Source organism: Gymnodinialimonas phycosphaerae, assembly GCF_019195455.1.
Lineage (GTDB): Bacteria > Pseudomonadota > Alphaproteobacteria > Rhodobacterales > Rhodobacteraceae > Gymnodinialimonas > Gymnodinialimonas phycosphaerae.
In genome coordinates, this window is the sequence record NZ_JAIMBW010000001.1 from 870,123 (window position 1) to 896,527 (window position 26,405).

The 26,405-nt window shown below is 60.7% G+C and carries 24 protein-coding genes; 13 read left to right on the top strand and 11 right to left on the bottom strand.

What is annotated here, in order from left to right:
* Positions 1-51 precede the first annotated feature (51 nt).
* Genes KUL25_RS04315 through KUL25_RS04325 form a run of 3 tightly spaced genes read left to right on the top strand, consistent with a single transcriptional unit; the run spans position 52 to position 3,849 of the window.
* Positions 52-342 (top strand): sarcosine oxidase subunit delta, encoded by a 291-nt coding sequence (locus KUL25_RS04315; RefSeq protein ID WP_257891812.1) that lies wholly within the window; start codon positions 52-54, stop codon positions 340-342.
* The gene (locus KUL25_RS04320; protein WP_257891813.1) at positions 339-3,293 is read left to right on the top strand and encodes a sarcosine oxidase subunit alpha family protein; all 2,955 of its coding nucleotides are present in this window, start codon (positions 339-341) and stop codon (positions 3,291-3,293) included. Before KUL25_RS04315 ends, KUL25_RS04320 begins: the two co-directional genes overlap by 4 nt.
* On the top strand, positions 3,286-3,849 hold the full coding sequence (locus KUL25_RS04325) for a sarcosine oxidase subunit gamma (protein WP_257891814.1): 564 nt from the start codon (positions 3,286-3,288) through the stop codon (positions 3,847-3,849). Before KUL25_RS04320 ends, KUL25_RS04325 begins: the two co-directional genes overlap by 8 nt.
* Here KUL25_RS04325 and KUL25_RS04330 read toward each other — a convergent pair.
* Positions 3,846-4,778, bottom strand: coding sequence for a GlxA family transcriptional regulator (locus KUL25_RS04330; RefSeq protein WP_257891815.1), 933 nt, complete (start codon positions 4,776-4,778; stop codon positions 3,846-3,848). The genes KUL25_RS04325 and KUL25_RS04330 overlap by 4 nt on opposite strands.
* Before the next feature lie 148 nt (positions 4,779-4,926).
* On the opposite strand from KUL25_RS04330, the gene KUL25_RS04335 reads away from it, so the two are divergent.
* On the top strand, positions 4,927-5,565 hold the full coding sequence (locus KUL25_RS04335) for a helix-turn-helix domain-containing protein (RefSeq protein ID WP_257891816.1): 639 nt from the start codon (positions 4,927-4,929) through the stop codon (positions 5,563-5,565).
* A 15-nt stretch (positions 5,566-5,580) separates the two neighbouring features.
* Here KUL25_RS04335 and KUL25_RS04340 read toward each other — a convergent pair whose 3' ends face one another.
* The 4 genes from KUL25_RS04340 to KUL25_RS04355 form a co-directional block, all read right to left on the bottom strand.
* Complete coding sequence (locus KUL25_RS04340; RefSeq protein ID WP_257891817.1) at positions 5,581-6,648, bottom strand: heme-dependent oxidative N-demethylase family protein; 1,068 nt, start codon at positions 6,646-6,648, stop codon at positions 5,581-5,583.
* A 57-nt stretch (positions 6,649-6,705) separates the two neighbouring features.
* A complete protein-coding gene (locus tag KUL25_RS04345) occupies positions 6,706-7,689 on the bottom strand; it encodes a PDR/VanB family oxidoreductase (protein ID WP_257891818.1) in 984 nt (327 codons plus the stop codon).
* On the bottom strand, positions 7,686-8,288 hold the full coding sequence (locus KUL25_RS04350) for a dimethylamine monooxygenase subunit DmmA family protein (protein ID WP_257891819.1): 603 nt from the start codon (positions 8,286-8,288) through the stop codon (positions 7,686-7,688). The genes KUL25_RS04345 and KUL25_RS04350 overlap by 4 nt, the downstream gene beginning before the upstream one ends.
* A gap of 76 nt (positions 8,289-8,364) precedes the next feature.
* Positions 8,365-9,516 (bottom strand): aminomethyl transferase family protein, encoded by a 1,152-nt coding sequence (locus KUL25_RS04355; RefSeq protein WP_257891820.1) that lies wholly within the window; start codon positions 9,514-9,516, stop codon positions 8,365-8,367.
* Positions 9,517-9,763: 247 nt separating this feature from the next.
* Between KUL25_RS04355 and KUL25_RS04360 the strand changes: the two genes are divergently transcribed.
* The 7 genes from KUL25_RS04360 to KUL25_RS04390 all read left to right on the top strand — a co-directional run bounded on the left by KUL25_RS04360 (position 9,764) and on the right by KUL25_RS04390 (position 17,277).
* On the top strand, positions 9,764-11,137 hold the full coding sequence (locus KUL25_RS04360; RefSeq protein ID WP_257891821.1) for an ammonium transporter: 1,374 nt from the start codon (positions 9,764-9,766) through the stop codon (positions 11,135-11,137).
* 12 nt (positions 11,138-11,149) lie between these two features.
* On the top strand, positions 11,150-11,368 hold the full coding sequence (locus tag KUL25_RS04365; protein WP_257891822.1) for a hypothetical protein: 219 nt from the start codon (positions 11,150-11,152) through the stop codon (positions 11,366-11,368).
* Between the two features lie 162 nt (positions 11,369-11,530).
* Entirely contained in the window at positions 11,531-12,427 is an 897-nt protein-coding gene (locus KUL25_RS04370; protein ID WP_257891823.1) for a class II glutamine amidotransferase, read from the top strand.
* 1 nt (position 12,428) lies between these two features.
* Entirely contained in the window at positions 12,429-13,106 is a 678-nt protein-coding gene (locus tag KUL25_RS04375; RefSeq protein WP_257891824.1) for a GXGXG domain-containing protein, read from the top strand.
* 4 nt (positions 13,107-13,110) lie between these two features.
* Positions 13,111-14,463 carry an FMN-binding glutamate synthase family protein gene (locus KUL25_RS04380; protein ID WP_257894815.1) on the top strand — a complete coding sequence of 451 codons (1,353 nt, stop codon included), beginning with the start codon at positions 13,111-13,113 and terminating at the stop codon, positions 14,461-14,463.
* Between the two features lie 61 nt (positions 14,464-14,524).
* Entirely contained in the window at positions 14,525-15,859 is a 1,335-nt protein-coding gene (glnT, locus tag KUL25_RS04385) for a type III glutamate--ammonia ligase (protein ID WP_257891825.1), read from the top strand.
* A gap of 83 nt (positions 15,860-15,942) precedes the next feature.
* Entirely contained in the window at positions 15,943-17,277 is a 1,335-nt protein-coding gene (locus KUL25_RS04390) for an NAD(P)-binding domain-containing protein (protein ID WP_257891826.1), read from the top strand.
* Positions 17,278-17,423: 146 nt separating this feature from the next.
* On the opposite strand, the gene KUL25_RS04395 is transcribed toward KUL25_RS04390, so the two are convergent.
* The 4 genes from KUL25_RS04395 to KUL25_RS04410 are packed head-to-tail and all read right to left on the bottom strand — an operon-like array spanning position 17,424 to position 21,027.
* Entirely contained in the window at positions 17,424-17,855 is a 432-nt protein-coding gene (locus KUL25_RS04395) for a hypothetical protein (RefSeq protein WP_257891827.1), read from the bottom strand.
* A complete protein-coding gene (locus KUL25_RS04400; RefSeq protein ID WP_427854390.1) occupies positions 17,852-18,232 on the bottom strand; it encodes a hypothetical protein in 381 nt (126 codons plus the stop codon). The genes KUL25_RS04395 and KUL25_RS04400 overlap by 4 nt, the downstream gene beginning before the upstream one ends.
* A 5-nt stretch (positions 18,233-18,237) precedes the next feature.
* Positions 18,238-18,648: a group II truncated hemoglobin gene (locus KUL25_RS04405; protein WP_257891829.1), complete on the bottom strand. Its 411-nt coding sequence runs from the start codon at positions 18,646-18,648 to the stop codon at positions 18,238-18,240.
* The gene (locus KUL25_RS04410) at positions 18,649-21,027 is read right to left on the bottom strand and encodes a trimethylamine N-oxide demethylase (protein ID WP_257891830.1); all 2,379 of its coding nucleotides are present in this window, start codon (positions 21,025-21,027) and stop codon (positions 18,649-18,651) included.
* 175 nt (positions 21,028-21,202) lie between these two features.
* On the opposite strand from KUL25_RS04410, the gene KUL25_RS04415 reads away from it, so the two are divergent.
* On the top strand, positions 21,203-22,033 hold the full coding sequence (locus KUL25_RS04415) for a DMT family transporter (protein ID WP_257891831.1): 831 nt from the start codon (positions 21,203-21,205) through the stop codon (positions 22,031-22,033).
* Here KUL25_RS04415 and KUL25_RS04420 read toward each other — a convergent pair.
* On the bottom strand, positions 22,030-22,905 hold the full coding sequence (locus KUL25_RS04420) for a bifunctional 5,10-methylenetetrahydrofolate dehydrogenase/5,10-methenyltetrahydrofolate cyclohydrolase (RefSeq protein WP_257891832.1): 876 nt from the start codon (positions 22,903-22,905) through the stop codon (positions 22,030-22,032). The genes KUL25_RS04415 and KUL25_RS04420 overlap by 4 nt on opposite strands.
* Positions 22,906-22,937: 32 nt before the next feature.
* The gene (locus KUL25_RS04425; RefSeq protein ID WP_257891833.1) at positions 22,938-24,614 is read right to left on the bottom strand and encodes a formate--tetrahydrofolate ligase; all 1,677 of its coding nucleotides are present in this window, start codon (positions 24,612-24,614) and stop codon (positions 22,938-22,940) included.
* Between the two features lie 815 nt (positions 24,615-25,429).
* On the opposite strand from KUL25_RS04425, the gene KUL25_RS04430 reads away from it, so the two are divergent.
* Positions 25,430-26,248 carry a DUF2189 domain-containing protein gene (locus KUL25_RS04430; protein WP_257891834.1) on the top strand — a complete coding sequence of 273 codons (819 nt, stop codon included), beginning with the start codon at positions 25,430-25,432 and terminating at the stop codon, positions 26,246-26,248.
* The last annotated feature ends 157 nt before the right edge of the window (positions 26,249-26,405 follow it).

Sequence of the window (26,405 nt, forward strand, 5' to 3'; positions counted from 1 at the left end):
CAAAAGTGGGCACCGGTTTTGCGGTTCGAGATTGCGAAGGAATTAGACAAGATGATTATCAATCACCCCCTCCTTGGCCCCCGCGACGCCGCTGAATTCACTTATCTGGGCGACGCCAAGATGATCCACCGCCCGACCGCGTGGGAGGCCGAGGACGCGCTGGCGCAATTCACGGAATATGGCTACCTGCGCGACAACCCCGCAGGCACCCACCGAGAGCTGTGGTTCCACGAGCAGGGCGACCGCTCCTGGCTTGTCGTGACGCGTGACACCACCACCCATGAGATCTCGGACGTGCAACTGGCCCGCGATGTCGCCCGTGCAGAGGGACGCGGCAAATGACCCAGGTTAATCGACTGCAAGGCGGCCAGATCGACCGCGCTTCGACGCTGAATTTCAGCTTCGATGGCAAGTCTTTCCAAGGTCATCCGGGCGATACGCTGGCCTCGGCGCTTCTGGCCAATGGCGTGCGCCTCATGGGGCGCTCGTTCAAATACCATCGCCCGCGCGGCCCCCTGACAGCAGGCTCGGAAGAGCCCAACGCCATGGTGGAGCTGCGCACCGGCGCGCGGCAGGAACCCAACACCCGCGCCACCACGGCGGAGCTGTTCGACGGGCTGGTGGCACGCTCACAGAACCGTTGGCCTTCGCTGTCCTTCGACGCCATGGCAATCAACGACCGCTTGTCGCCGTTTTTGACGGCGGGGTTCTATTACAAAACGTTCATGTGGCCCGCCGCGTTCTGGGAAAAGCTCTATGAGCCGATCATCAGGCGGGCGGCAGGCCTTGGCTCGATCTCATTCGAGCCGGATCCAGACACCTACGACAAAGGCTTCCTGCATTGCGATCTGCTCATCATCGGGGCGGGGCCGGCAGGCCTTTCCGCAGCTTTGACGGCCGGCCGTGCGGGGGCGCGGGTGATTCTGGCGGAAGAGGATTTTGCCCTTGGGGGCCGCCTGACGTCGGAGACCTTCACCATCGGGCAGGGCAGCGGGGCCGATTGGGCAGCGCAGGCCGTGGGCGAACTGGCCTCCATGGACAATGTCCGAGTGATGCCGCGCACCACGATCATGGGTGCTTTCGATCATGGCATCTACGGCGCGGTTGAACGGGTCAGCGATCACTTGGCTGAACCCGCTCCCGGCAAGCCGCGCCAGATCCTGTGGCGGATCTATTCGCAGCGCGCGGTCCTGTGCGGCGGCGCTACCGAGCGGCCCATCGCGTTCAACAACAACGACCGCCCCGGCATCATGCTGGCCGGTGCCATGCGCACTTACGCCAACCGCTTTGCCGCTACCCCGGCGCAGTGCGTGGCGATCTTCACTAACAACGACGACGGCCACCGCACCGCCGCCGATCTGCATGCCAAGGGCGTCAAGATCGCCGCCGTTCTCGACGTGCGGTTCGATGCGCCGATCAACCACAACTACGAGGTCCTGAGCGGCGCGCAGGTCGTGGACAGCAAGGGCAGACTTGGTCTCAGCTTCATCGAGGCAGAGTTGGCCGATGGCTCTAGCCGGACCATCGAGGCAGGCGCTTTGGCCGTTTCGGGCGGGTGGAACCCCAATGTCCACATGACCTGCCACCAGCGAGGGCGACCCGTCTGGAATGACGCGCTGGCGGCGTTTGTTCCGGACCTCATGGGTGTTCCGGGCCTGCGTGTGGCCGGTGCTGCGAAGGGGCATATGTCCACCCACGGCGCGCTGGAAACCGGCGCGGCCGAGGCTGTCGCCGCACTGGCCGATATCGGCATTACCGCCGCCCGCGCGGATCTGCCCGAGGCCGAGGATGCGCCCGTCAACATCACGCCCTATTGGACCGTTCCCGGGGCGTCCCGCGCCTGGCTGGATCAGCAAAACGACGTGACCGTGAAGGACGTGAAGCTCGCCCATCAGGAGAACTTCACCTCCGTCGAGCACCTCAAGCGCTATACCACGCTGGGTATGGCGACGGACCAGGGCAAGACTTCGAACATGGGCGGCCTTGCAATCATGGCGGAACTGGCGGGCAAACCGATCCCCGAGGTGGGAACTACGATCTTCCGCCCGCCTTACACGCCTACCGCCATTGGTGCCTTCGCGGGCCGATCCCGCGATGTAGACTTCCGCCCGACCCGCAAGACGCCCTCGCACGTTTGGGCCGAAGAGCAGGGCGCGGTCTTCGTCGAAGTTGGCATGTGGCTGCGCGCGCAGTGGTTCCCGAGACCCGGCGAGACGCATTGGCGCGAAAGCGTGGATCGCGAGGTGCTGCAAACGCGCCGCTCCGTTGGCGTGTGCGATGTGACAACCCTTGGCAAGGTAGACGTGCAGGGCACGGACGCGGCCACGTTCCTCAACAAGATCTACTGCAACGCCTTCGCCAAGCTGGCCGTCGGCAAGACCCGCTACGGCCTGATGCTGCGTGAAGACGGCATTGCCATGGACGACGGCACCGCGGGCCGCCTGGCAGAGGATCATTTCGTAGTCACCACCACCACCGCCAACGCGGTGCCAGTCTATCGCCACATGGAATTCGTGCGGCAATGCCTCTACCCCGATCTCGACGTGCAACTGATCTCCACCACCGAGGCTTGGGCGCAATACGCCGTCGCGGGGCCCAATTCCCGCGCGCTGCTGAAAAAGATCGTGGACCCGGAATTCGACATCTCCAACGAGGGGTTCGAATTCATGGCCTGCGCCAACATTACGGTCTGCGGCGGGTTGCGGGCGCGTCTCTTCCGGATCTCCTTCTCGGGCGAATTGGCCTTTGAGATCGCGGTGCCGACCCGCTATGGCGATGCGCTGATGCGCAAGATCATGGCGGCTGGCGCGGAGTTCGACGTGGTGCCCTACGGCACCGAGGCGCTCGGCGTCATGCGGATCGAGAAGGGCCACGCGGCGGGCAATGAGTTGAATGGCACGACCACGGCGCTCAACCTCGGGATGGGGCGGATGGTGTCGAAGAAAAAGGACTCGATTGGGTCTACCCTTTCGGAACGCGTGGGCCTGAACGAGGAAGACGCCCTTAAATTGGTGGGTTTCAAGCCCGTGGACTTTACCAATACCGTGCCCGCCGGCGCACACTTGATGACCAAAGGCGACCCGGTCGATGCAGCGCACGATCAGGGCTATGTCACCTCGGCCTGCTACTCGCCCAACCTTGGCTGTGCGATTGGCATCGGCTTCCTGAAATCCGGCGACACGCGGATCGGTGAAGTCATTCGCCTCGTAAGTCCGCTGACTGGCGTGGATCACGACGTTGAAGTCGTCAGCGCCCATTTCGTCGATCCGGAAGGGGAGAGGCTCCGTGCATGATCTGCAACCACTGACCGCGTTGGGCGGCACCTCCCCCCGTGAGGACATGATCGGGACCACCACGCTGACCGAACGGCCCGATATAGCGCTGGCTTCTGTTGCCGCGCGGATGGGGCAGGAAGAGGCCTGTCGTGCCCACCTTGCTGAAGTGATCGGCGCTGTGCCGGCGCCGGGCAAGGTGCAGCTGCATGATCCGGAGGCAGGGTTCTGGATGAGCCCCGATAGCTGGATGATCGGCGCGCCGTTCGCGACGCACGAGGATTTGGCCGATCAACTCAAGCAGCGGTTTGGTGATACCGCTTCCGTGACGGAGCAAACCGATGCGTGGGTTGTATTCGACCTGCGCGGCGCCGGGATGGAGGATGTGATGGAGCGGCTTTGCGCCATCGACATCCGCACCATGCAGACCGGCGACGGCACGCGGACGGTGATTGATCACCTTGGCTGCTTCCTGCTGCGGCGGGACCCTTCCGATTGGGTGCGTATCCTTGGCCCACGCTCTGCCGCCGGTTCCCTGCATCACGCGCTTGTCACGGCGATGCACTCAGTTGCCTAGATCGCGGGCACCGGAACATTGCCGTTCACGCGGAACAAGTTGATGCGCTCGCGGTCTTCGCGCGGGCTGAGGCCGAAGACCTCGGTGTAGTAACGTTTCAGAATCGACGTGCTGGAATAGCCCACGGCCTCGGCGATTTCGGTGAAGGATTGGTTGGTGTACATCACCAATTGCCGCGCGGCCTTCATCCGCATCCGCCGCAGGTAATTGGACGGGTTGAGCCCTGTGGCCTTCTTGAAACTGCGCTCCAGCTGGCGGGGCGAGATGCCGACCGCATCCGCGACATCGGACAGGCGCGGCGGGTCGGACAGTGCCGCCGAATAGATGTCAATCACGCGGGCGACATTGGCGGGCAGGGACTGTTCGGACTTGGCGACGCTGCTGATCGTCGGGATGGACTGGCGCACGTCATCGGTACGCATCATCGGGTGCTGGAACCAACACGCGACCTCGGTGGCAGTGGCTTCACCCAGCCGAGTGCGGATCAATTGCAGGGATAAATCAAACGCCGCCGCAGCGCCCGAAGCTGTTAGGATCGTATCGGAGACTTCAATCACTTGGTCCGAGGTCGGCGTATTCGGAAATTCTGCCTCAAACGCGGCCGCATAACACCAATGGACAGATATCGCGTCGCGGACCTGAACGCCGCTGCGCGTCAGGGGAAACACCCCGCCTGAGACCGCGCCAAGCGTCGTTCCGTGGCGGGCCAATCCTCGCAGGTGGCCCGCTGTACTGGCCGCCTCAAAGGGTGAATTCGGGGCCGCGAGCAGGATTAGACAATCGACGGCCAGATCACTCCTCAGAACGATATCCGCCTCGAACGACACCCCTGCGCTGGCCAGAACCTTCTCGCGTGCTTCCGACACCAATACCCATTCGAAGGTTTCCGTTTTCGAGATTTCGTTGGCCGCGCGCAGCGGCTCAATCATTGATGTCAGGCATGCCATCGGGAACCCCGGGAACAGGAGAAAACCGATCTTGTATGTGTTTGAGCGCGTCATGATGTCCACTGTGAGGAATATTTTGAGCCTTCACAAGAAACACCTAAGGTCTATCATAGAGAAAAAAGAGGTTTTTATGAACAAGATTGATCCCCCGGCACTGACGCAAAACCCTCACTCCATCAGTGAGCAGCGCGAAAACGTCCTTGAAGTGGCGATCGGGCGTGAGGTCCGCGCATACCGCAAGCAACAGAATATTACCGTGGCAGAGCTGTCGACCATGACGGGCCTGTCCATCGGCATGCTGTCGAAGATCGAGAACGGCAATACCTCGCCTTCGCTTGGTACGCTGGAATCCCTTTCCCATGCTCTGGCGGTTCCGTTGACGTCGTTCTTTCGCAAGTTCGAAGAACGCAGGCAAGCCGTGCACACCAAGGCGGGGGAAGGATCCGTCGTGGTTGCCGAGGGCACGCGCGCCGGGCACCAGTACAACCTTCTTGGGCACATCGGCTCCAACTCCAGTGGCGTCATTGTGGAGCCTTACCTGATCACTCTGACAAGCAAATCCGATACGTTCGAGATATTCCAGCATGGCGGGATCGAGACGATCTACATGCTGGAAGGCGCGGTGGATTACCGCCATGGCGACGAAGTTTACCCCCTGCGCCCTGGCGATACGCTGCATTTTGATGCCGACGCGCCCCATGGTCCAGAGCGTTTGATCGAGCTTCCCGCGCGCTATATTGCAGTGATCAGCTATCCCCAGAACACGTGACGCGCAGCGCCGCTGCTATTGGCGCAGCGGCGGCTCCGTGTCTTGGTCTGGCCAAACGCCCGGCGAGGTCGGCTGTCCGTCGTCAAACTGGCTGAGGTAGTCAAGCATCATCGGGCGGTTGTCGATGAAGCCCTTGTATGTCGCCAGTTCCACCGGCAGATCGCGCACAACGCGGTGCAACCTGCGGCCCCATTTCGGCATCGTCATCAGGTCTTGGAAACTGCACAGGTAGCAGCGGATCGGGAACACCAGTGCGTTGGAGCGTGGCAGACGGAAGAAGGTCTGCAATTCCACGCGCAGATGCTGTTTGGAGCCGATATTCTCGGGCGTCAGGGACGTCTTCTGGATGCCCCACTTGTGATAGTTCTCGGGCGATGTATCAAGCAGCGGATTGACCGTCATCGTCCAGTTCAAGCGACGTGCGGGCGCACCTTGCTGGATGTTGAGCAGGAATTTGAGCGCGCGCTTGAAAATCCCCATCTCGTGGGCCAGCGGCACCGGTGCGTGCCACTCGAAGAAATTCATGCCGATGTCGAAGTCAAGCGACCAATCGGCTTGCGTCGTGACCATGCCCGCGTCCATCCACAACATCTCGTCGCGTTGATCCAGCACGCAGAAATCGCCCTGCGCCTGCCGAGTGATGTATTCCATCGGGCCGTAGGGCAGGGTGGTCTCGTCAAGGAAAGTGAAGGTGTCGTCGATACCTAGCGGCTTGTTGACCCAGCGCCACGTGTCGCCGTCGCGGTGCAACTCGAACAGGTCCGGGTAATCCTCGGACTTCGAAACCATGATCAACTCTAGCAAGTCCCAGCCCGCCAGCGTCATATGGGGCAGGGACTGACACCGCAGCGGATCATCGGCCAGCACCATGGCGCGGTCGCGCATCTCGGCGACGTAATGCTCATCCACATCAAAGCGCTTCTCGTAGACCGAGCCCTCGGGCCCCCCCCGGTGCTGCTCCATGTTGACGGCATACATGTAGCTGTCTTCGTGGAACGGGAAGGGAAAGCGTTTGATCGCCCAAGCGGAGTTGTGAAACGAGTAGTCGTCGCGGAACGTTTCGTCGTTGAATTGGATGGTCATGTTATTTCCCTTTCACGCAACTTGGCCGAAAACCGGTACCCACTGTTCGGGATGCGTTCATCTGTCTAGCTCCAGCGTGCCGAGGAACCGGCTGACGCAGGGCATGATTTTCTCGCCGCTGGCATGTTGTTCGTCGTCCAGCCAATGGTCTCGGTGGATGAAATCTCCGTCCGCTTTGACGACGTCTGTCTCACATTGTCCGCACGCCCCGCCCCGGCACAGGAAGGGCGCATCCACGCCCGCCCGCTCGATGGCTTCCAGCAGGCTTTCTGTCTCGCCCACGGTGATTATCTTGTCGGACTTGCACAGCCGGACTTCGAACTCCTTGCCTGGCTGCGGCGCGAGGAATTCTTCCGAATGCACCTGCGCATCCGGCCAACCGGACGCTGAGGCCGTGGCATGAATCCAGCCGATCATACCTTTGGGCCCGCAGACATAGGCATTGGTGCCAAGGGGTTGACCGTCCAACAGGTTTTCCAGCGGGATCGATTGGCTCTGGTCGTCATAGTAGACGTAGACCTTGTTGGGATACTTGTAGCGCAGCTGATCTACGTAGGTGCCAAGGGCTTCGGTCCGCACGGCGTAGTGCAATTCCCAATTGCCGTTGGAGCGTTCCAGTTGCGCGATCATCGACATGAAGGGCGTAATGCCAATACCGCCGGCAAAAAACAGATGCTTGCGGGCGCGCAAATCCATCGAGAACAGGTTAATGGGGACAGAGATGTTCATCTTGTCCCCGACCTTCACGTTGCGGTGCATGAACAGCGACCCGCCCCGGCCCTGATCGTCGCGGCGCACCGAAATGGCATAGGTGGACAGATCGCCTGGGTCGCTCATCAGAGAGTAGGGGTTGAGGCGGGTTCGGTCGCCGTCCTGCATCTCCACCACCGTATGGGCACCGCCGGAAAACGGCGGAAAAGCGGCACCGTCCACGCGAGAGAACTCGAACCGGGTGACCAGTTCATTAATTGGCACAACGGCGCTGACCACGACCGCCAGCTGTTCGGCACCGGGTTTGGCTTTTTGGGGGGCGGCGCTCATGAGTACAGCTCCACGGGGTCAGGGACATTTCCGGGGTCTTCGGCGTCGATGCACACGCCCTGATAGGCGGCGAGGCGGCGCGAGTAATGATCACGCACGAACAGATGCAGCCCGCAGTGGGCGCATTGGAACGGGTCATACATGACATCTTCGGTGATGCCCTTGCAGTGCACGCATTGCATGCGCCGCGCCACTGATCCGCGATGTTCCGTCTGGATCGAGGTGTGCGGGATGCCCGCGGCCATCGCCTCGCTTTCGGCCTGACCCATCAGGCCTTCGGTGCCCGTCAGGTAAATCTGCAAGCCCTGATGCGCGTTCTCCAGCACATGGCGCAGCCGAGGGACCGCGGCCGCGTAGGAAGGCCCCTCATAGAATTGCGCGGGCTCCAGCACGCGAAGTTGATCGGCGAAATCGGTGCCCTTGGGAATGAAGATGATATGCGCTTTGGCCATCAGATCCGTGTTCTGAGCCGCAAGGTCGAGGATCGCCTCGGCACCCTCGGCATCAGCCACAAACAGATGCGCCTTGCCGGGACGTGGCTTCAGCGTGCCGTAGACAGGGCGGCTTTTGATGCTTTCCGGAAACTGGAATGTCGACATCGTGTCGGATGCTCCGTGCAATCGTGCGAGATGGAAAGGGGCGCCCCGCTGGTCGGGACGCGCCCCCGTGATTGGGTCAACCCTTGGCGGTGCGGATCTTCTTCTCGGTGTCGTAGAAGGGCATTTCCTCGGCGGTTGCCGCCAATTCCGTGCCGTCCGGCTGCACCACGGTCAGAGCCGTGCCAGCGACGGCCACGGAGGGATCAAGCCGCGCGATGGCGACGGAGTAGTTGTTCAACTCCGATGACAGGCCGTAGGTGATGACGCCGACGTCCTTGCCGTCGTGGTGGACGCGGGCAAACATCTCCATCTGATCCATGCTGTCGCTCAACTTCACGCCATAGATCTTGAACCGCTCCTTGCCTTTCATGGCGTAGTGGTTCTCGGACCCCACAAAGCCCTCCTTGCCGGGAGAGACGGTGAATTCGAGGCCCAGTTCCCACAGGCTGTCGCCTGCTGGCGTGCCGTCCTCAAACGGGAACGTCTCGGAGTTGTCGCCGGGATAGAACAGCAAATACGACTCAATCCGCAGCATATCGAGGGTGGAGAACTGCGTCGGGCGAATGCCCATCGCTTCGCCGTTGGACAGGATCTGATCCCAGATCTGCACCGCGTGCTTGCTTTGGCAGAAAATCTCATACCCGCGCTCGCCCGTATAGCCAGTGCGCGAGATCATCACGGGGCAACCGAACAATTTCGTCTGCATGATGCCGAAATAGGCGAGGTCACGAATGCCCGGCACATATTCAGCCAGGAAATCGACCGCGACCGGGCCTTGCAGAGACATGTCGTGCATGTCGTCGTCGAAGATCATCGCAACGTTCTTGCCTGCTGCAGCGGCGGCCATCTGTTCCATGCCCGTGCCAGTGCCGTGGACGACCATCCACGAGTTGACCGACAGGCGGTAGATCACGCAGTCGTCCACGAACAGCCCACGGGTATCGAGCATACAGGCATAAACCGCGCGCCCCGGCATGATCTTTTCGACGTTGCGCGTGGTGGTGCGGTCAATGACGTAGGCGGCATCGGGCCCGGTCAGGTGAACCTTCTTGAGGCCCGATACATCCATGAGACCTGCCTTGGTACGGATTGCCTCATAATCGGCTTTCGCACGTTCGGGCGTGTGGTCATAGAACCACGCGGTGCCCATGCCGTTCCAGTCCTCAAGTTCCGCGCCGATCGCTTCGTGACGCTGCGCAAGCGCGGACGTTCTCCATAAAATGGCCATCTTGACCCCCCTGTTCATGATCTTTTTGTCTGGCCAGTATTCAGACGTATGCCGGGTCTAAAATCAATACTGTCGTGCAGATTTTTTTCCTAACAGGCAAATAAATCGGGGATGCCGCGCGTTGCCTTCAGACCCAGACTTAAATGCCGAGCCACTCAAATTGTTGACAGAACGTCGCAGAACTAGCATCGTCAGTAAAAAAATATTCCTAAAGGGCAACCAGTGCCTACGCGAAGGGAGCGAAAAAGTGGACGGTAATCTTAACGCACTGACAACCATATTCACCGAGTTCTACTACTGGGTGACCGTTGTTTTCATGTTCTTAATCCACGTCGGGTTCTGCATGTACGAGGTGGGCGCAAGCCGCAGGCGAAACCATATGCACACGTTGATGAAGAACGTGATGGTGATTCCCCTTGTCACGGTGACCTTCTTCTTCTTTGGCTGGTGGATCTACTGGGCTTTCCCGATGTTCCCGTTCTTCGGTGGCCTTGATCTGGAGGCCGGTGCGGCCAACCTTCCGTGGGCGGACACGATGGGCCCGAATGCAGGAGACAGGATCACGGGCGTTTTCTGGGCGGCGTTCCTGCTGTTCTCTTGGACGGCCGCTTCAATCGTCTCAGGCTCGGTCATCGAGCGAATTCGGTCTTCGGCGCTTTGGGTCCATGCGGTCCTGATTGGTTCCGTCTGGTGGATCATCGACGCGGCCTGGGGCTGGCACTATGGCGGCTGGATGGTGCAATACCTCGGCTACCACGATGCCTATGCGTCCGGCGTGATCCACGCCATCGCGGGCGGCTACGCCTTGGGGGTGATCACCGTGCTTGGGCCCCGTATCGGCAAATTCGCCGCCGACGGCACGCCGCGCGATATCCCGCCGCACAATCCATGGATGCTGACGATCGGCATCTTCCTGATCTACACAGGCTTCTGGGGTTTCTATGCGGCGTGCAACGTGCCTCTCATTTCGGCAGAAGCCATTGGTGGACAGATCACTGGCGTTACGTGGACGGCCACGAACATCTATCTGGCACCTACGACGCTTTCGGGCATCACCTTCAACTTCCTGATGTCGCTGTCTGGCGGTTTGATGATGGCTTACGTCGTGTCCAGAGGAGATGCGTTCTGGACCTTCTCCGGCGGTTTGGCAGGGGTGATCACCGCCTCTGCGGGCAACGATCTGTACCATCCGATCCAGGCCATGCTGATTGCAGCCGTCGGCGTCTTCCTTGCCTACAAACTGCACTACTGGGTCGAGAAAAAGTTTAAGCTGGACGATGCGGTTGGGGCCGTTGCCGTTCACGGCTATGCAGGCTTCATTGGTCTGGTCATTGCTGGCTTCGTTCTGTGGGGCGCTCCGTCGTCGCCATTCGAGGGTTACGCGACGATCAACCCGTTGGGTCAATTTGTCGGTGCCTTGATCATGTTTTTCGGCCTTGGTTTCCTGCCCGCGTTCATCGTGGCCAAGATGCAAGCGGCGGCAGGCGTGCTTCGCATCCCCGAAGAGGTGGAGCTTCAAGGTCTCGATTACGCCGAGCATCACGCCTACGAGGATGCGAAAGCCGAGATCATCGAGGCCGACAAAGCCTACCTCGCCAACAAAATCACCCCTGCTGAATAAGGAGAACCTGACATGTCTACGATTGGATATCCAAACTGGGCCGTTGATATGGCTGATGTCGGGGCGATCTACCCCTTCCAAGGCTGGGAAATACCGATGGTCGTTGCCGGCGTCGTTTTCTGGCTGGCGTGGCACCGCATCCAGTTTGTCCGCGAGGGACAGCACCTGGAAGAGGCGCGCAAGCAGGTAATAGACCATGAGCGCATTCAGAAAAGTGTCGAGCGCTACTGACTCCACGCTCCAAAACTATCGCAACGAGAGAGAGGCGGGCCGATGCGCTCGCCTCTTTCTTTTTGCCTGAGGTGAAAATAATATTCTTCACAGTTGAGGCGACGCATGTTCGATGCTAACGTCTGAGTCTCAAAAGTTTTCATATGTCGGAGGCCCAGGCTTATGTGCGGAATCGTAGGTCTATTTCTAAAGGACAAGGCGTTGGAGCCGCAGCTCGGCAATCTGTTGACCGACATGCTCATCACCATGACGGACCGTGGGCCCGATAGCGCCGGGATCGCCATCTACGGTAGCGAAACGACCGATCACGCCAAGTTGACGATTCAGTCCGATGAGGCTGACACGGCCTTTGACGGGCTGGCCAAGGCGCTGGGTGACACAATCGACGCGCCTGTCAGCCTGGCACAGAAGGACACTCACGCGGTGCTGGACTTGCCAGCCGACAAGGTGGCGGAAGCCCGGGCTGCTTTACGTGAAATCAACAGCTCGATCCGGGTCATGAGCACCGGCGACACGTTGGAGATCTACAAAGAAGTCGGCTTGCCCAAAGACGTCGCCGCCCGTTTCGAGATTTCCGGGATGTCGGGTAGTCACGGCATAGGCCACACGCGCATGGCGACGGAATCTGCCGTCACGACGATGGGCGCGCATCCGTTCAACACCGGCTCTGATCAATGTCTTGTGCACAATGGTTCCCTTTCCAACCACAACTCCCTGCGCCGCAAGCTACGCCGTGAGGGGGTGCATATCGAGACTGAGAACGATACCGAAGTGGCCGCAGCCTATCTGACGTGGAAGATGCGAACCGGCTCGACCCTCGGGGAAGCCTTGGAAAGCAGTCTTGACGATCTGGATGGGTTCTTCACCTTCGTCGTGGGGACCAAGGACGGCTTTGGCGTGGTGCGCGACCCAATCGCCTGCAAGCCCGCCGTCATGGCCGAGACCGATCAATACGTGGCCTTCGGCAGCGAATATCGCGCCTTGGTGAACCTGCCGGGTATCGAAACTGCCCGTGTCTGGGAGCCTGAGCCCGCAACCGTCTATTTCTGGAACCACTGAAATGCAGATATTTGATCTGGAGGCGGAAGGCCTTCGCGCCCTGAATTCCACGCTGCACGCGCAGGCGGAACACACCAACCAGACCGTTTGGGAGATCGTCAATCCCAAGGGCTCTCACGCGATTGCCGTGGGTCTTGATGCGCCGATCGAGGTGAATGTGAAGGGCTCGACCGGGTATTATTGCGCTGGCATGAACAAGCAGGCGACGATCAACGTCCATGGTTCCGCCGGTCCCGGAGTGGCCGAGAACATGATGAGCGGCACGGTCGTGATTGATGGCGATGCCTCGCAATACGCAGGTGCGACCGGTCATGGCGGAACGCTTGTCATCAAAGGCAATGCGTCGTCGCGCTGTGGGATTTCCATGAAGGGGATCGATATCGTCGTGCACGGTAATGTCGGCCACATGAGCGCGTTCATGGCGCAATCGGGCAACCTCGTTGTGTGCGGCAACGCGGGGGACGCACTAGGCGACAGCATCTACGAGGCAAGGTTGTTCGTGCGCGGATCCGTCAAATCGCTCGGTGCCGATTGCATCGAGAAAGAGATGCGGCCCGAGCACCTGAAGATCCTCGCCGATCTGCTGGAACGCGGCGGTTGCGACGCAAAGCCGGAAGAGTTCAAGCGCTATGGCTCTGCCCGCCAGCTCTACAATTTCAACATCGACAATGCGTATTGAGGAGATGACCGTGAAAGACACGAAATCAGACGGCATCCCCCGGACGACGCCGATTCAATCCGCCACCTTCTCGCAATCCATCAATGCTGAAATTCGGCGTGCGGCGGCGACAGGTATCTACGACATTCGCGGCGGTGGTGCGAAGCGCAAGGTGCCGCATTTCGACGACCTGCTGTTTCTGGGCGCCTCGATCAGCCGGTACCCTTTGGAAGGCTACCGTGAGAAGTGCGAGACCTCGGTCACACTTGGCGGGCGCAACGCCAGTTGCCCGATAGAGCTGGATATCCCGGTCACCATCGCGGGCATGTCCTTCGGGGCGCTGTCGGGTCCGGCGAAAGAAGCCTTGGGTCGGGGTGCCACGCTGGCGGGTACGTCCACGACCACGGGTGACGGTGGCATGACGCAGGAAGAACGCGGCCATTCCAACAAGCTGGTCTATCAATACCTGCCGTCGCGCTACGGCATGAACCCCGATGACCTGCGCAAGGCCGACGCGATCGAGGTTGTGGTGGGGCAGGGCGCCAAGCCCGGTGGTGGCGGCATGTTGCTGGGTCAGAAGATCAGCGACCGTGTCGCCGAGATGCGTAACCTCCCCAAGGGGATCGACCAGCGCTCGGCCTGTCGTCACCCCGATTGGACGGGCCCCGATGATCTTGAAATCAAGATCCTCGAGCTGCGCGAGATCACCTCTTGGCGGGTGCCGATCTACATCAAGGTTGGTGGCGCGCGGCCTTATTTCGACACAACGCTGGCCGTGAAAGCGGGCGCCGATGTAGTGGTTCTGGACGGGATGCAAGGCGGCACGGCGGCAACGCAGGACGTGTTCATTGAACACGTAGGCCAGCCCATTCTGGCGTGTATCCGCGAGGCCGTGCGCGCGTTGCAAGACCTTGGAATGCACCGTGAGGTGCAGCTGATCGTCTCGGGTGGCATTCGCACCGGTGCGGACGTGGCCAAATGCATGGCGTTGGGTGCCGACGCGGTCGCCATTGGCACCGCCGCCCTGATTGCGCTTGGGGACAATGACCCGCGGTGGGAAGACGAGTATCAGAAGCTCGGCACCACGGCTGGCGCCTACGATGACTGGCACGAAGGGCGCGATCCCGCTGGTATCACGACGCAGGACCCCGAGTTGATGGCGCGGTTTGACCCGGTCGAGGGCGGACGCAGGCTCAACAATTACCTCAAGGTGATGACGTTGGAGGCGCAGACCATCGCGCGGGCTTGCGGCAAGAGCCACCTGCACAATCTGGAGCCAGAGGACCTCTGCGCCCTGACGATGGAGGCGGCCGCGATGGCAAGAATCCCGCTCGCAGGCACCGATTGGTACCCCGGCAAACCCGGCACAAGTTACTAAAACACAAGAAGGGCGCGGCTGTAAGGCACGCGCCCTCACTCGTTCACGACAGGGAAACAAGATGACGACTGACCTTGCCAAATTCGCCGAAGACAACGGCGTCAAATACTTCATGATCTCTTTCACGGATCTCTTCGGTGGCCAACGCGCCAAACTGGTGCCCGCCCGCGCGATTGCGGGCATGCAGGAAGACGGCGCGGGTTTTGCGGGTTTTGCCACGTGGCTGGACCTGACGCCTGCGCATCCCGATATGCTTGCCGTGCCAGATCCGGACGCGGTGATAATCCTGCCTTGGAACCGTGAAATTGCCTGGGTCCCCGCCGATTGCGTCATGGAGGGTGAGCCGGTCGATCAGGCGCCGCGCAACGTATTGCGCAAATTGATCGCTGAGGCGGCCGAAGAAGGCATGCACGTCAAGACTGGCATCGAGGCCGAGTTCTTTCTTCTGACGCCCGCAGGCGACCAGATCAGCGATAGCTTCGATACCGCAGAAAAGCCCTGCTACGACCAACAAGCCTTCATGCGCCGCCTCGATGTGATCCGTGAAATCAGCGATCACATGCTGGAGCTGGGATGGAATCCCTACCAGAACGACCACGAGGATGCGAACGGTCAGTGGGAAATGAACTGGGATTACGACGATGCGTTGAAGACCGCCGACAAGCACTCGTTCTTCAAGTTCATGGCCAAATGCGTCGCGGAAAAGCACGGCTACCGGGCGACGTTCATGCCAAAGCCGGTTGAGGGTCTGACGGGCAACGGCTGTCACGCCCATATCTCGGTCTGGGACGCGCCCGGTGCTGACGCCAAAACCAACGTCTTCGCGATGGAGCCCAATGACAGCAGCCAAACCGCAGAGCTTGGCCTGTCCGAGAAAGGTCGACACTTTCTTGGCGGCATCATGAAGCACGCCAGCGCCTTGGCCGCGATCACCAACCCCACCGTCAACAGCTACAAACGAATCAACGCGCCCCGTACCATGTCGGGTGCAACCTGGGCCCCAAACTCGGTGACCTGGACGGGCAACAACCGCACCCACATGGTCCGTGTGCCGGGTCCCGGCCGGTTTGAGCTGCGCCTTCCCGATGGCGCTGCCAATCCCTACCTGTTGCAAGCCGTGATCATCGCGGCAGGTCTGTCGGGCGTGCGCTCCCAAGCCGATCCCGGCAAGCGTCACGATATCGACATGTACGCCGATGGCCACAAGGTACGTGGCGCGCCGAAGTTGCCCCTCAACATGCTCGATGCCTTGCGGGAATACGACAAGGACAAAGGCCTGAAGGCGGCGATGGGCGAAGAATTCAGCGCCGCATTCCTGAAGATGAAGCATCAGGAATGGGACTCCTACGTGTCGCATTTCAGCCGGTGGGAAAAAGAAAACACGCTCGATATCTGATGCGCCCGTCCGACAGATAATTGGAAATTCTGTGGCCAGGCGGACGACCGCTGTGGCCCCTATTAAATTCGAGGAGTCCTGTGATGACCAAACGTATCGCTGTTCTGGGTGCAGGCCCATCCGGGCTTGCCCAACTGCGCGCCTTCCAATCCGCCGCGGCCAAGGGGGCGGACATTCCCGAAATCGTCTGTTTCGAGAAGCAATCCAATTGGGGTGGGCTATGGAACTACACGTGGCGCACGGGGCTGGATCAATACGGAGAGCCGGTCCACGGCTCCATGTATCGGTACCTGTGGTCCAATGGCCCGAAAGAAGGGTTGGAGTTCGCGGATTATTCGTTCGAAGAGCATTTCGGCAAACAGATCGCCAGCTACCCGCCGCGTGCAGTTCTTTTCGACTATATCGAGGGACGGGTGAAGAAGGCGGGCGTGCGCGACTGGATTCGGTTCGAGACGGCGGTCAAGGATGTGCAGTTTGACGACGGCCAATTCAAGGTGACCGTCAAGGACCTGCCCGGCGACCGGGTGTATTCCGAGCAGTTCGACCATGTAATCTGCTGCACTGGCCACTTCTCCACCCCCAACGTCCCGCAATTCGACGGGTTCGAGAGCTTTCAGGGTCGCGTCTTGCACGCCCACGATTTTCGCGATGCGGTGGAGTTCAAGGGGCAGGACATCCTGATCATCGGAACCAGTTATTCGGCCGAGGATATCGGCTCGCAGTGCTGGAAATACGGTGCGAAGAGCATCACCGTCAGCCACCGCACGGCGGCGATGGGCTATGACTGGCCCGACAATTGGGACGAGGTGCCTTTGCTGACGAAGCTTGACGGCAAGACGGCGCACTTCAAGGACGGCACGTCGCGCGAGGTCGACGCGGTGATCCTGTGCACCGGGTACCAGCATCATTTCCCCTTCATGGCCGACGACCTGCGCCTGCGCACGGCAAATCGGTTGGCAACGGCAGACCTCTACAAGGGCGTGGCCTTCGTGGATAATCCGGCGTTGTTCTACCTCGGCATGCAGGACCAGTGGTTCACCTTCAACATGTTCGACGCGCAGGCCTGGTGGGTGCGCGATGTGATCATGGGAAGGATCGCCCTGCCGGATCGCGCGACGATGGAGGCCGACGTTGCCGACCGCGTGGCGCGCGAGGATGCGGGCGAGGATGACTATGATGCGATCTGGTATCAGGGCGACTACATCAAGGAATTGATCGCCGAGACGGACTATCCCAGCTTCGATGTGGAGGGGGCTTGCAAGGCCTTCAAAGCCTGGAAAGGCCACAAGAAGGCGGGCATCATGACGTTCCGCGACAACGGCTATAAATCGGTCATTACGGGGACGATGGCCCCCAAGCATCATACGCCGTGGAAGGACGCGCTGGATGACAGCCTGGAGGTCTACCTTCAGAACTGAACCGGAGAAATCCGGGGCTCGAGCCCGGGGGGGGTGCAGGGATTGTGCGGGGGGGCTGTGCAGGGTGTGCTCAAGCTTGAGCACACCACCTAAACACCCGAAATACAACGAAAACCCGATTTTCGTTTACCTTTTGTTAGCCCTTTTCACCCCTGTACGCGCAAGATCACGTGGGTCTCTTGCAGCGCCGCCTTGTCCTTGAGCGCGACGCTGATGCCATCGGTAAACGTCAACAGATCATAGCTGTCGGGGTGGTTTACGGGCGTGTCCGTGGCCAGCGGTGCGCCCCGGCAGGACGTGACCTGAGACACCAGCGCCGCGAAGGCGGCCTGCGCCGCGTCGGAGCGGTAAGCAAACGCCCAGTTGCAGGCCAGCGACCGCGCCCCGCCCAGTTCCAGGACGCGGCGGCACGTGGCCAGCGCGCCCGTGTCATCGGTGAAGGCAAAAACCACGTCACCGTCTTCGGGAACCGCCGCCGTGGCCTGTAGTGCCGAGAGGGTTTGGCAAAAATCCGTGTCGGCATGGACCTGGGCAGTGGCCAGGCCGAAGGCGACCAGGGCAGGAGCGACCCGGATCATTCCGCGACCAATTGCTCGCCTTCAAGCACCTCGAACGGGGTTGGCGGGGTCGTGCGGCTGAGCCAGTAGTACTCGTCCATCCAGATCATCACCAACAATCCCTCCCATTCCGTGTCACCGGGCCAGAGACTTTGGTATTCGTCGTTTTCGGGGTCGACACGCCATTCACCTCGGGTGGTGCGGGCGTCGGGCTGCGCGAATAGCGTCACGCCGTCGGTGCCGAAATACTGCCGATAAGGTGTCCCTTCCCATAGTCCGACCGCCGTGTTCCCGCTGAGCAGTTGCGTCACCTCTTCGGCGTCCAGTTGCACGGCAACCGGCTGCGCAAAGGCGGAGGTGCTGAGCATCATCAGCGCGCCTGTCAGAACATGTCTCACGGGTATCATCCTTTGGTGTCTCCTCGCCAATCGGGCAGGTCGTTGACCAACATCTGAGCGGCCCTGTGCAACGTCACGCGGACCGCCGCAGGAACCTTGTCGTCCAGGCCGCAATCGCAGATCGCGCGGTCCATGGTGTCCAGCCACATCTGGGCGTCAGCCTGCCGAATAGGGACATGGGCGTGGATTTCCCGCAGGTCCATGTGACCGTGCTTTTCGAAATAGTAACGCCGCCCGCCAAGGAAGCCGCAGAGGAAATTGAACTGCTCGGTCCGGGTGTGGTTCAGTCCATGGCCGCGAAAATGGAGCCTGTGCATCTGGTGCAGGGCAGGGTCGCTTTCCAACAGATCGTAGAAGCGCGTGACCAGCCGGTCGAGCGCCTCTTCTCCGCCGATCTGATCAAGCGCGCCGTCCATCTATGATCGGGGCTTGGTCTTTTGCGGATCGTAGTGGGCAAAGGGCACGATTTCCGCCGGAATGCGCTTTTGATGACCGTCGAGCTTGCCGATTTCAACCTGCGTTCCGACCGCGTGATGGGCCACGTCCACGCGGGCCAGCGCGATGTTCTTGCCCAATATGGGAGAGCGCATGGAGGACGTGACCTCGCCAATCTGTGCGCGCCCGATGTGGATGCAATCGCCGTGGGTCACGTCGATATTGCTGTCGATATCAAGGCCCACAAGCTTGCGCGCGGGATGCTCTTTGCGGCGGAGCAATGCGTCGCGCCCGATGAAATCATCGGTCTTGGACTTCAGCGGCACGGTAAAGCCGATCCCGGCCTCGAACGGGTCGGTCTGATCGCTGAAATCGTAGCCTGCAAAGATCAGCCCCGCCTCGATCCGCACCATATCAAGCGCTTCAAGACCCATCGGCTTCAGGCCGAAGTCGCGGCCGACGTCCCAGATGGCATTGAAAATCTCTTCGCAATCCTTGGGGTGGCACATGACCTCATACCCCAATTCGCCGGTATAGCCGGTGCGGGACACGACGAACGGCGTGCCGCCTTCGTTGTGAAGCCGGGCGGGGGTGTGGCGGAACCAGCCGAGCTGGTCGAATTCTGGATTGTGCGGCGCGGTCCAGACCAGCTTGCGCAACAGGTCGCGCGAGTTGGGGCCTTGGACGGCGACGTTATGGAGCTGATCGGTAGAGGAGCGGATGAGCACGCGGAGGCCAAGTTTCTCGGCCTGTTCGCGGATCCATTCGCCGCCGTAGTCGCTGCCGCCGATCCAGCGGAAGTTGTCTTTGCCAAGCCGGAAGACGGTGCCGTCATCGATCATGCCCCCATGCTCGTAGCACATCGCAGTATAGACGACGCCGCCAACGGCCAGCGTCTTCATGTTACGGGTGAAGACGTATTGGCAGAGCGCCTCGGCGTCGGGCCCGGTGATCTCGAACTTCCTGAGCGGGCTGAGGTCCATCATCACCACCGCTTCGCGGCAGGCGTGGTATTCCTCGATCGGGCCCGCCTCGGCGAAGCAATTGGCGAGCCAGTAGCCGTTGTATTCGATGAAGTTACGGGTGTGCTTGGCGAAGCAATCGTGAAAGCCGGTTTGTTTGGTCATTTTGGGCTCCGCCTCTGGGGTCGCCCGGAAGGCGATGGCGCGTTGGAATTTCTCTTGTCCGCTGTAGGTGCGAACGTGGATGTCGGTGGGGTTCCAGCCGTTGGCGGCTGTGGTGTCATCGGGGCAGGCGGAGGTGACGCAGACGATATCGGTCAGCGCGCGCAGCAGCACGTAGTCGCCGGGGCGCGACCACGGCTCATCGCTGTACATGACGCCGTGATCATCAATGGCGGTGTTGAAGAAGAAGTTGATCGCCATCCAGCCCGGGCGGCCCGTGACGTTGAACTGCGACAGCGCGGTGTTGAAATTCTCCGAGCAATTGGCGTGGCCCGGATAGCCGATGTCGTCATAGTATTTGGCCGAGCAGGCGAGCGCGAAAGCGTCGTGGCGTCCGCAGGTGTCCTGGACCACTTCGACCAGCGGCATCATTTCCTGGTCATAGTATTTCGCGTGCAACCCTGGCATCGGGTAGGAATGGCCCATGAGTGTGCGGGTGGTAGTGACGTCGAGCGCGTGTTCAATGCCGCGGTCCAGCTTGCGGGCGGAGAAGCACTCGAAATCCGTGCATTGACGGCCGTCGACATCCTGGATCTGGATGTAGTCACCGGCCTTGACGAAATACGCCTCTGCGGTGGCAGAGTGCACGCGGATATTCTCGATCGGGTCGGCCAGAGGGTCGGGCAGGGTGTGGCCTTTGTGGGGCTTGATCTTGGCCCGCGTGATCCAGACGGTCAAGGGCGAGGCGGTATCTTGCGCCTCATAATCCATCTGGCCCGAAGGGTTGGGATGGGGTGCTGCGATGATCGCGATGCCATCGGCCTGCACGGTGAATTCCTCCGCTGTCCCGGCGGGGGTAGTGGCTTCAAACAGGTGAATGGCCTGCATGGCGGCGGGATCGATGCCGCGCGTCTCCAGCCCAAGACGGAAGCCGCGCAGAGAGGTGTCGCTGCTGGCCAGAAGCCGCTGCAAACCGCCCGCAGGCGCGGTGGCCTTGACGTCCAGCAGGTCCGCATGACGGCCCCCGGTGGCGGCGCAGACAAGTTCGCACGGCTGCCCGCCCTCGGTGTTCTCCACCTTGATCTTGTCGCCCGCCTCGATCGGGATCAGAACCGCACCGCAGCCTTCGACGACATAGCGTTCGGTGCCCGGGGGCAGGGTGAAGACGGACGGCACGAAGCACTTGCTTGGTTTCGGTGGTCCCTTCACGACTTCGGGGTACTGGTCGTCGAGCATACAGACCTCATGTGCAACCTGTGTGTTGCCTAAGCGGAAAATTTCTTTAACTGTAAGAAAAGATGAAGACGGATCAATATCAAACTTCGGCGCAGACAGCCGCAGGTGCACAAAAACCGCGCTTTGCCGTGAACAACTGGCATCTTACATCGGGAGGGCGCCTTTGGCCTCATTAATGCTAGGCCTTCTGGGCGCGTTCTCTTGGGCGGTGCACGACCTGTGCGTGCGCAAGGTCAGCGCGACACAGGGCGCGTTCCCACCGCTGGTCTCGGTTCTCGTCCTTGGAAGCCTCGTGGCGTTGCCCCTGACGCTGATCTGGGCAGAGCCTGCCACGGCCCCGCCCGGGGCCTACTGGCGCGCCATCGCGGCGGGGGTGTTCTACGCTGTGGCAGGGGTCGGCCTCTACAAGGCATTGGGCATCGGGCCCGTGCGTCTCGTGGCCCCGATCATCGGCGCCTATCCGATCGTGTCGATGGGGTTGGCGGCGTATTCAGGCAGCCCCTTGACCATCGTTCATTGGCTTGCCGTTTTTGTCGTCATCGGCGGTGTCGCCTTTATTGCCATCAGCAGTGACGAGGGCGCGTCGGATGGCGACAAGGCGCAAGCGATTGGCTGGTCACTTCTTTCCGGCCCCGGCTTCGCGATTGCCTTCGCATTGAGCCAATCCGCGACGATGCTGGCGGATGAATGGACCATGCTGATGCCGATGCGCATCGCGGCCATCGCCGCGACCCTTTTGCTGGCATTGGCGTTGCGGGAAGGCTTGTTGCCGCAACGCAAGTCCTTGTGGATCTTTCTGATCATGGGGACGCTGGATGTCATTGCCATCGTTTCCGTCTCGGCCGCGGGCAGCTTTGCGTATCCGGAGTTCGCCGCCGTGGCGGCATCGACCTTCGGGCTTATCACAGTCGTCCTTGCGACGATCTTTCTGGGCGAACGGTTGCGAGCACCACAATGGACGGCGGTGGTGGCGGTCTTTGCCGCCATCGGGTCGCTGGGGCTCTAGATCCAGCCTGCCGCGCGCTGGCGTTGATGGGCCACAGTTGCATTGCGCATGAGGATCGCAACAGTCACTGGCCCGACGCCTCCGGGCACCGGCGTAACCCAGCCCGCGACTTGCGATACGGGCCCTGTCGCCACATCGCCGACGATCCGCGTCTCACCATCCACATCAATCTGGTTGATGCCGATGTCGATGACCGCCGCCCCCGGCTTGATCATGTCCGCGCCAACCAGATGCGCCTTGCCCACGGCGACCACCACGACATCCGCGCGACGGGAATGCATCGCGACCGAGCGTGTCATGTGGTGGCACACAGTCACCGTGGCACCTTCCGCCATCAGCATCATCGCCGCCGGTTTGCCGACGATTTCCGAATGCCCGATCATCACGACCTCCAGCCCCTCCATCGTCAGGCCCGTGGCCCGGATCAATTCCACCGCCGCCGAGGCGGTACACGGCGCCAGTGCCACGTCGTTGTAGACGATATTTCCGATGGAGGCCGGGTTCATGCCCTCCACATCTTTCAGGGGATGGATAGCCGATTGCAGGGAGCGCACGTTGATATGTGCGGGAATGGGCCGTTGCAGGATGATGCCCAGAACGCTCGGGTCATCGTTCATGGCCTGAATGCGGGCCTTGGCCTCTTCCGGTGTGGTATCGGCAGGCCAGATCTGTTCGTCGAAGGGGATCCCGGCCGCCTCGGCCGCCCGCTTCTGGTTGCGGATGTAGACGGCGACCTCGGGGATGTCGCCAATGGCGATGGAGACGAGCGTGCCGATCGCAGGATGGTCGCCCACGTAGGCCCGCACGTCGGACAGGATGCGGTCCCGCACCGGTGCACCCCGCAACACCATGTGATCAGCGACGTCTTTCATCGTGTATTCCCTGTCGTTCAGGTGCTGTCCGTTCAGAACAGCCCCTCGATCTCGCCCGCGTTGTTGAGGTGGATGGCCTCGGCCGAGGGTTTGCGGGGCAGGCCCGGCATGGTCATGATCTCGCCGCAGACCGCGACGATGAAGCCGGCGCCCGCGCTCAGGCGCACTTCGCGGACGGGGATGGTGAAGCCCGTCGGCGCGCCCCGCTCGTTCGGGTCGGTGGTGAAGGAGTACTGGGTTTTCGCCATGCAGACGGGCAGGTTGCCATAGCCCTGATCCTCCCACAGCTTCAACTGATCGAGGGTTTTCTTGTCCATCACCGCCTCATCGGCGCGGTAGATGCCTTTGCAGACGGCCTGGATCTTCTCGGCCAGGGGCATGTCGTCGGGGTAGAGCGTGTGGAAATCCGCCTCGCCCTTTTCGATCACTTCGACGACCTTTTCGGCCAGCGGCGCCGAGCCCTCGCCGCCCAGTTCCCAGTGCCGCGACAGCACCGCCTCGGCCCCTTGGGAGGCGACGTAATCCTTCACCGCCTGCACTTCGGCGTCGGTGTCGGTGACGAAGTGGTTGATCGCCACGACCACCGGCACGCCAAAGGATTTGACGTTCTCGATGTGGCGCCCAAGGTTAGCGCAGCCGCTGTTGACCGCCTCCACGTTCTCCGCGCCCAGGTCCGCTTTCGCGACGCCGCCGTTCATCTTCATCGCGCGCACGGTGGCCACCACGACCACCACAGAGGGCGCCAGGCCCGCCTTGCGGCACTTGATATTCATGAACTTTTCAGCCCCAAGGTCCGCGCCAAAGCCCGCTTCCGTCACCACGTAGTCACACAGTTTCAACGCCGTGGACGTCGCAATGACCGAGTTGCAGCCGTGGGCGATGTTGGCGAAGGGGCCACCGTGCACGAAGGCCGGGTTGTTCTCCAACGTCTGCACCAGGTTGGGCTGCATCGCATCCTTCAACAGCACCGTCATCGCGCCGTCGGCCTTGATGTCGCGCGCATAAACCGGGCTGCGGTCGCGGCGGTAGGCCACGATCATCGCCCCCAGTTTTTCCTGCAGGTCCTTGAGGTCCTTGGCCAGGCACAGGATCGCCATCACCTCCGATGCGACGGTGATGTCAAAGCCGGCCTCCCGCGGGAAACCGTTGGCCACGCCGCCAAGGGACGTCGTGATCTGCCGCAGCGCACGGTCGTTCATGTCCACCACGCGGCGCCAGACGACGCGGCGGGTGTCGATTTCCAGCTCATTGCCCCAATAGATGTGGTTGTCGATCATCGCCGACAGCAACGAGTGGGCCGAGGTGATCGCGTGGAAATCCCCGGTGAAGTGGAGGTTCATATCCTCCATCGGGACAACCTGCGCGTAGCCGCCGCCCGCAGCGCCACCCTTCATCCCGAAGTTCGGCCCAAGGGACGCCTCGCGAATACACACCATCGCGTTCTTGCCGATGCGGTTCAGGCCGTCGCCCAGACCCACCGTGGTCGTTGTCTTGCCCTCTCCAGCGGGCGTCGGATTGATCGCGGTCACCAGAATCAGGTGGCCGTTGTCGCGATCCTGCACGGAATTGATGAACGATTGGCTAACCTTGGCCTTATCGTGGCCGTAGGGAAGCAGATCCGCACTCTCGATACCGATCTTCGCGCCAACCTCCTGGATCGGCCGCTTGCGCGCCTCACGAGCGATTTCAATGTCAGATTTGTAGCCCATGGTGCGGTCTCCGTGAAATTTTCCCCATGTTCAATAAATATTCCTAAGGGTCAATTCAAAAATTCTGAGAGATGGAGCAACCGAAGTTCCCACACATGACCTGTCCAAGTCAGACGGTACCATTGCTTCGAACCACTTTGGTTGCTCAACCGGCTGCCCCTGAAGCCCAAATTCCAATGATTCATCGGCGCGGATTGTGAAGGCTTGGAGCCGTGGAATTTACGGGTTCCAAGCTCGGACCAGTCCTTCGCTTTCTCATCCTCGGTCATCACCAATGGGTTAGCGGCTTCTTCCCACGCCATATGCACGCCAGCGTGAGCATTTTTGTTACCTTTCCGAAAGCCTTTACTCGGCTGGGTCGAGGGATAGAGGAGGTGGCCAGACTAGAAACCCGCCCAATCATCGCCCTTCACCTGTCGTTGTTCTTGGGGGGGACTGCTCCAATTCGTGTGCACTGTGTGAAACACAAAATAGCCTTCTGGCGCGCTGTGTCGGTCGTCTGGCGGCTGTGCGGATTCCGTTGAATTGAAGCGCGCGATGATCAGGAGCGGCTTGGGGCAGGATGCGGTAGCATCCGAGGCTCGTCGGTCCCGGATCAGGTTCTGACAAGAGAAAGTTCCGGCGTATCAAGGTGTTTGGCTTGGGCGCCAGGCGTCTTGGCAAGGTCTGCCATGCGGGCTTAGCTGTCATTCCCGCGCCCTTGCTCTTAAGCCTCACCTGATGCAGCATCATGTGCGGAAGGGGAAAGCCCGTTTGACCGTTGGGCCATTTGGCAAACGGTCTGACACGGTGCCATGCTTTGGGAGGAGTGTGTCGTGACACCTAAGATCGCAGGGTCCACACCACACGACAATCTGGCGGCCAAGCAGCAGGCCAAGCCCAAGGTCAATAAGGTGAGCGCGCGTGATATTACCGCGTCGTTAAGGGCCGGGTATGCCGACTTTCTGGCGCGTCCCTTCATGAGCGGCTTCTTCGGCCTGATCTATGCGGTTTTCGGAATTCTGATTGTTTGGAGCCTAGTCTGGCTCGGCAAGATCTGGATGATCATCCCCGCCATTGTGGGATTTCCACTTGTCACGCCATTCGCCGCCGCCGGGCTCTATGAAATGTCCCGCCGGTTGCAGAAGAGAGAGAGTTTCGGCTGGTCTGAAATCTTCGCCGTCATTGCAAAACAACGTAAGCGCGAAATGGGCTGGATGGCTTTTGTCACCCTGTTCATTTTCTGGGTGTGGATGTATCAGGTTCGGCTTTGGCTGGCGGTCACCTTGCAGAATGCATCCTTCTCGGATCTTGGCGGGTTCTTGAACGCCGTATTGTTTACACCACAGGGCTGGACCTTCCTTGCGATTGGTACCTGCGTCGGCGCATTGCTGTCGGCTGTCCTGTTCTCGGTGACTGTTGTCGCCATGCCTATGCTGCTCGACCGGGAAACCGATATTGTTTCCGCCATGCTCACGTCTATTCGTGTCGTCACGGAAAACCCGGTGGTCATGCTCACTTGGGCGGCGATCATCTCGGTCACCATGCTGTTGTCGATGGTTCCCGCGTTTCTCGGCCTGATCTTCACCCTGCCGATCCTTGGACACACCACATGGCATCTCTATCAACGGGTCGTTCCACCAGCAGAAGCGTGATCTGTCCGGTCATCGCCCGGAGCAACTTCAGCCAACCCTTGCCAGCACCGTACGCATTGACGTCACCTACGGCACAAAATCGACAAATGCCCATTGAAGATCTGCTGCGGTTTCCTTTTTCTCAAGCAGACATTCACCAAAAGGGCATTCAGACGCT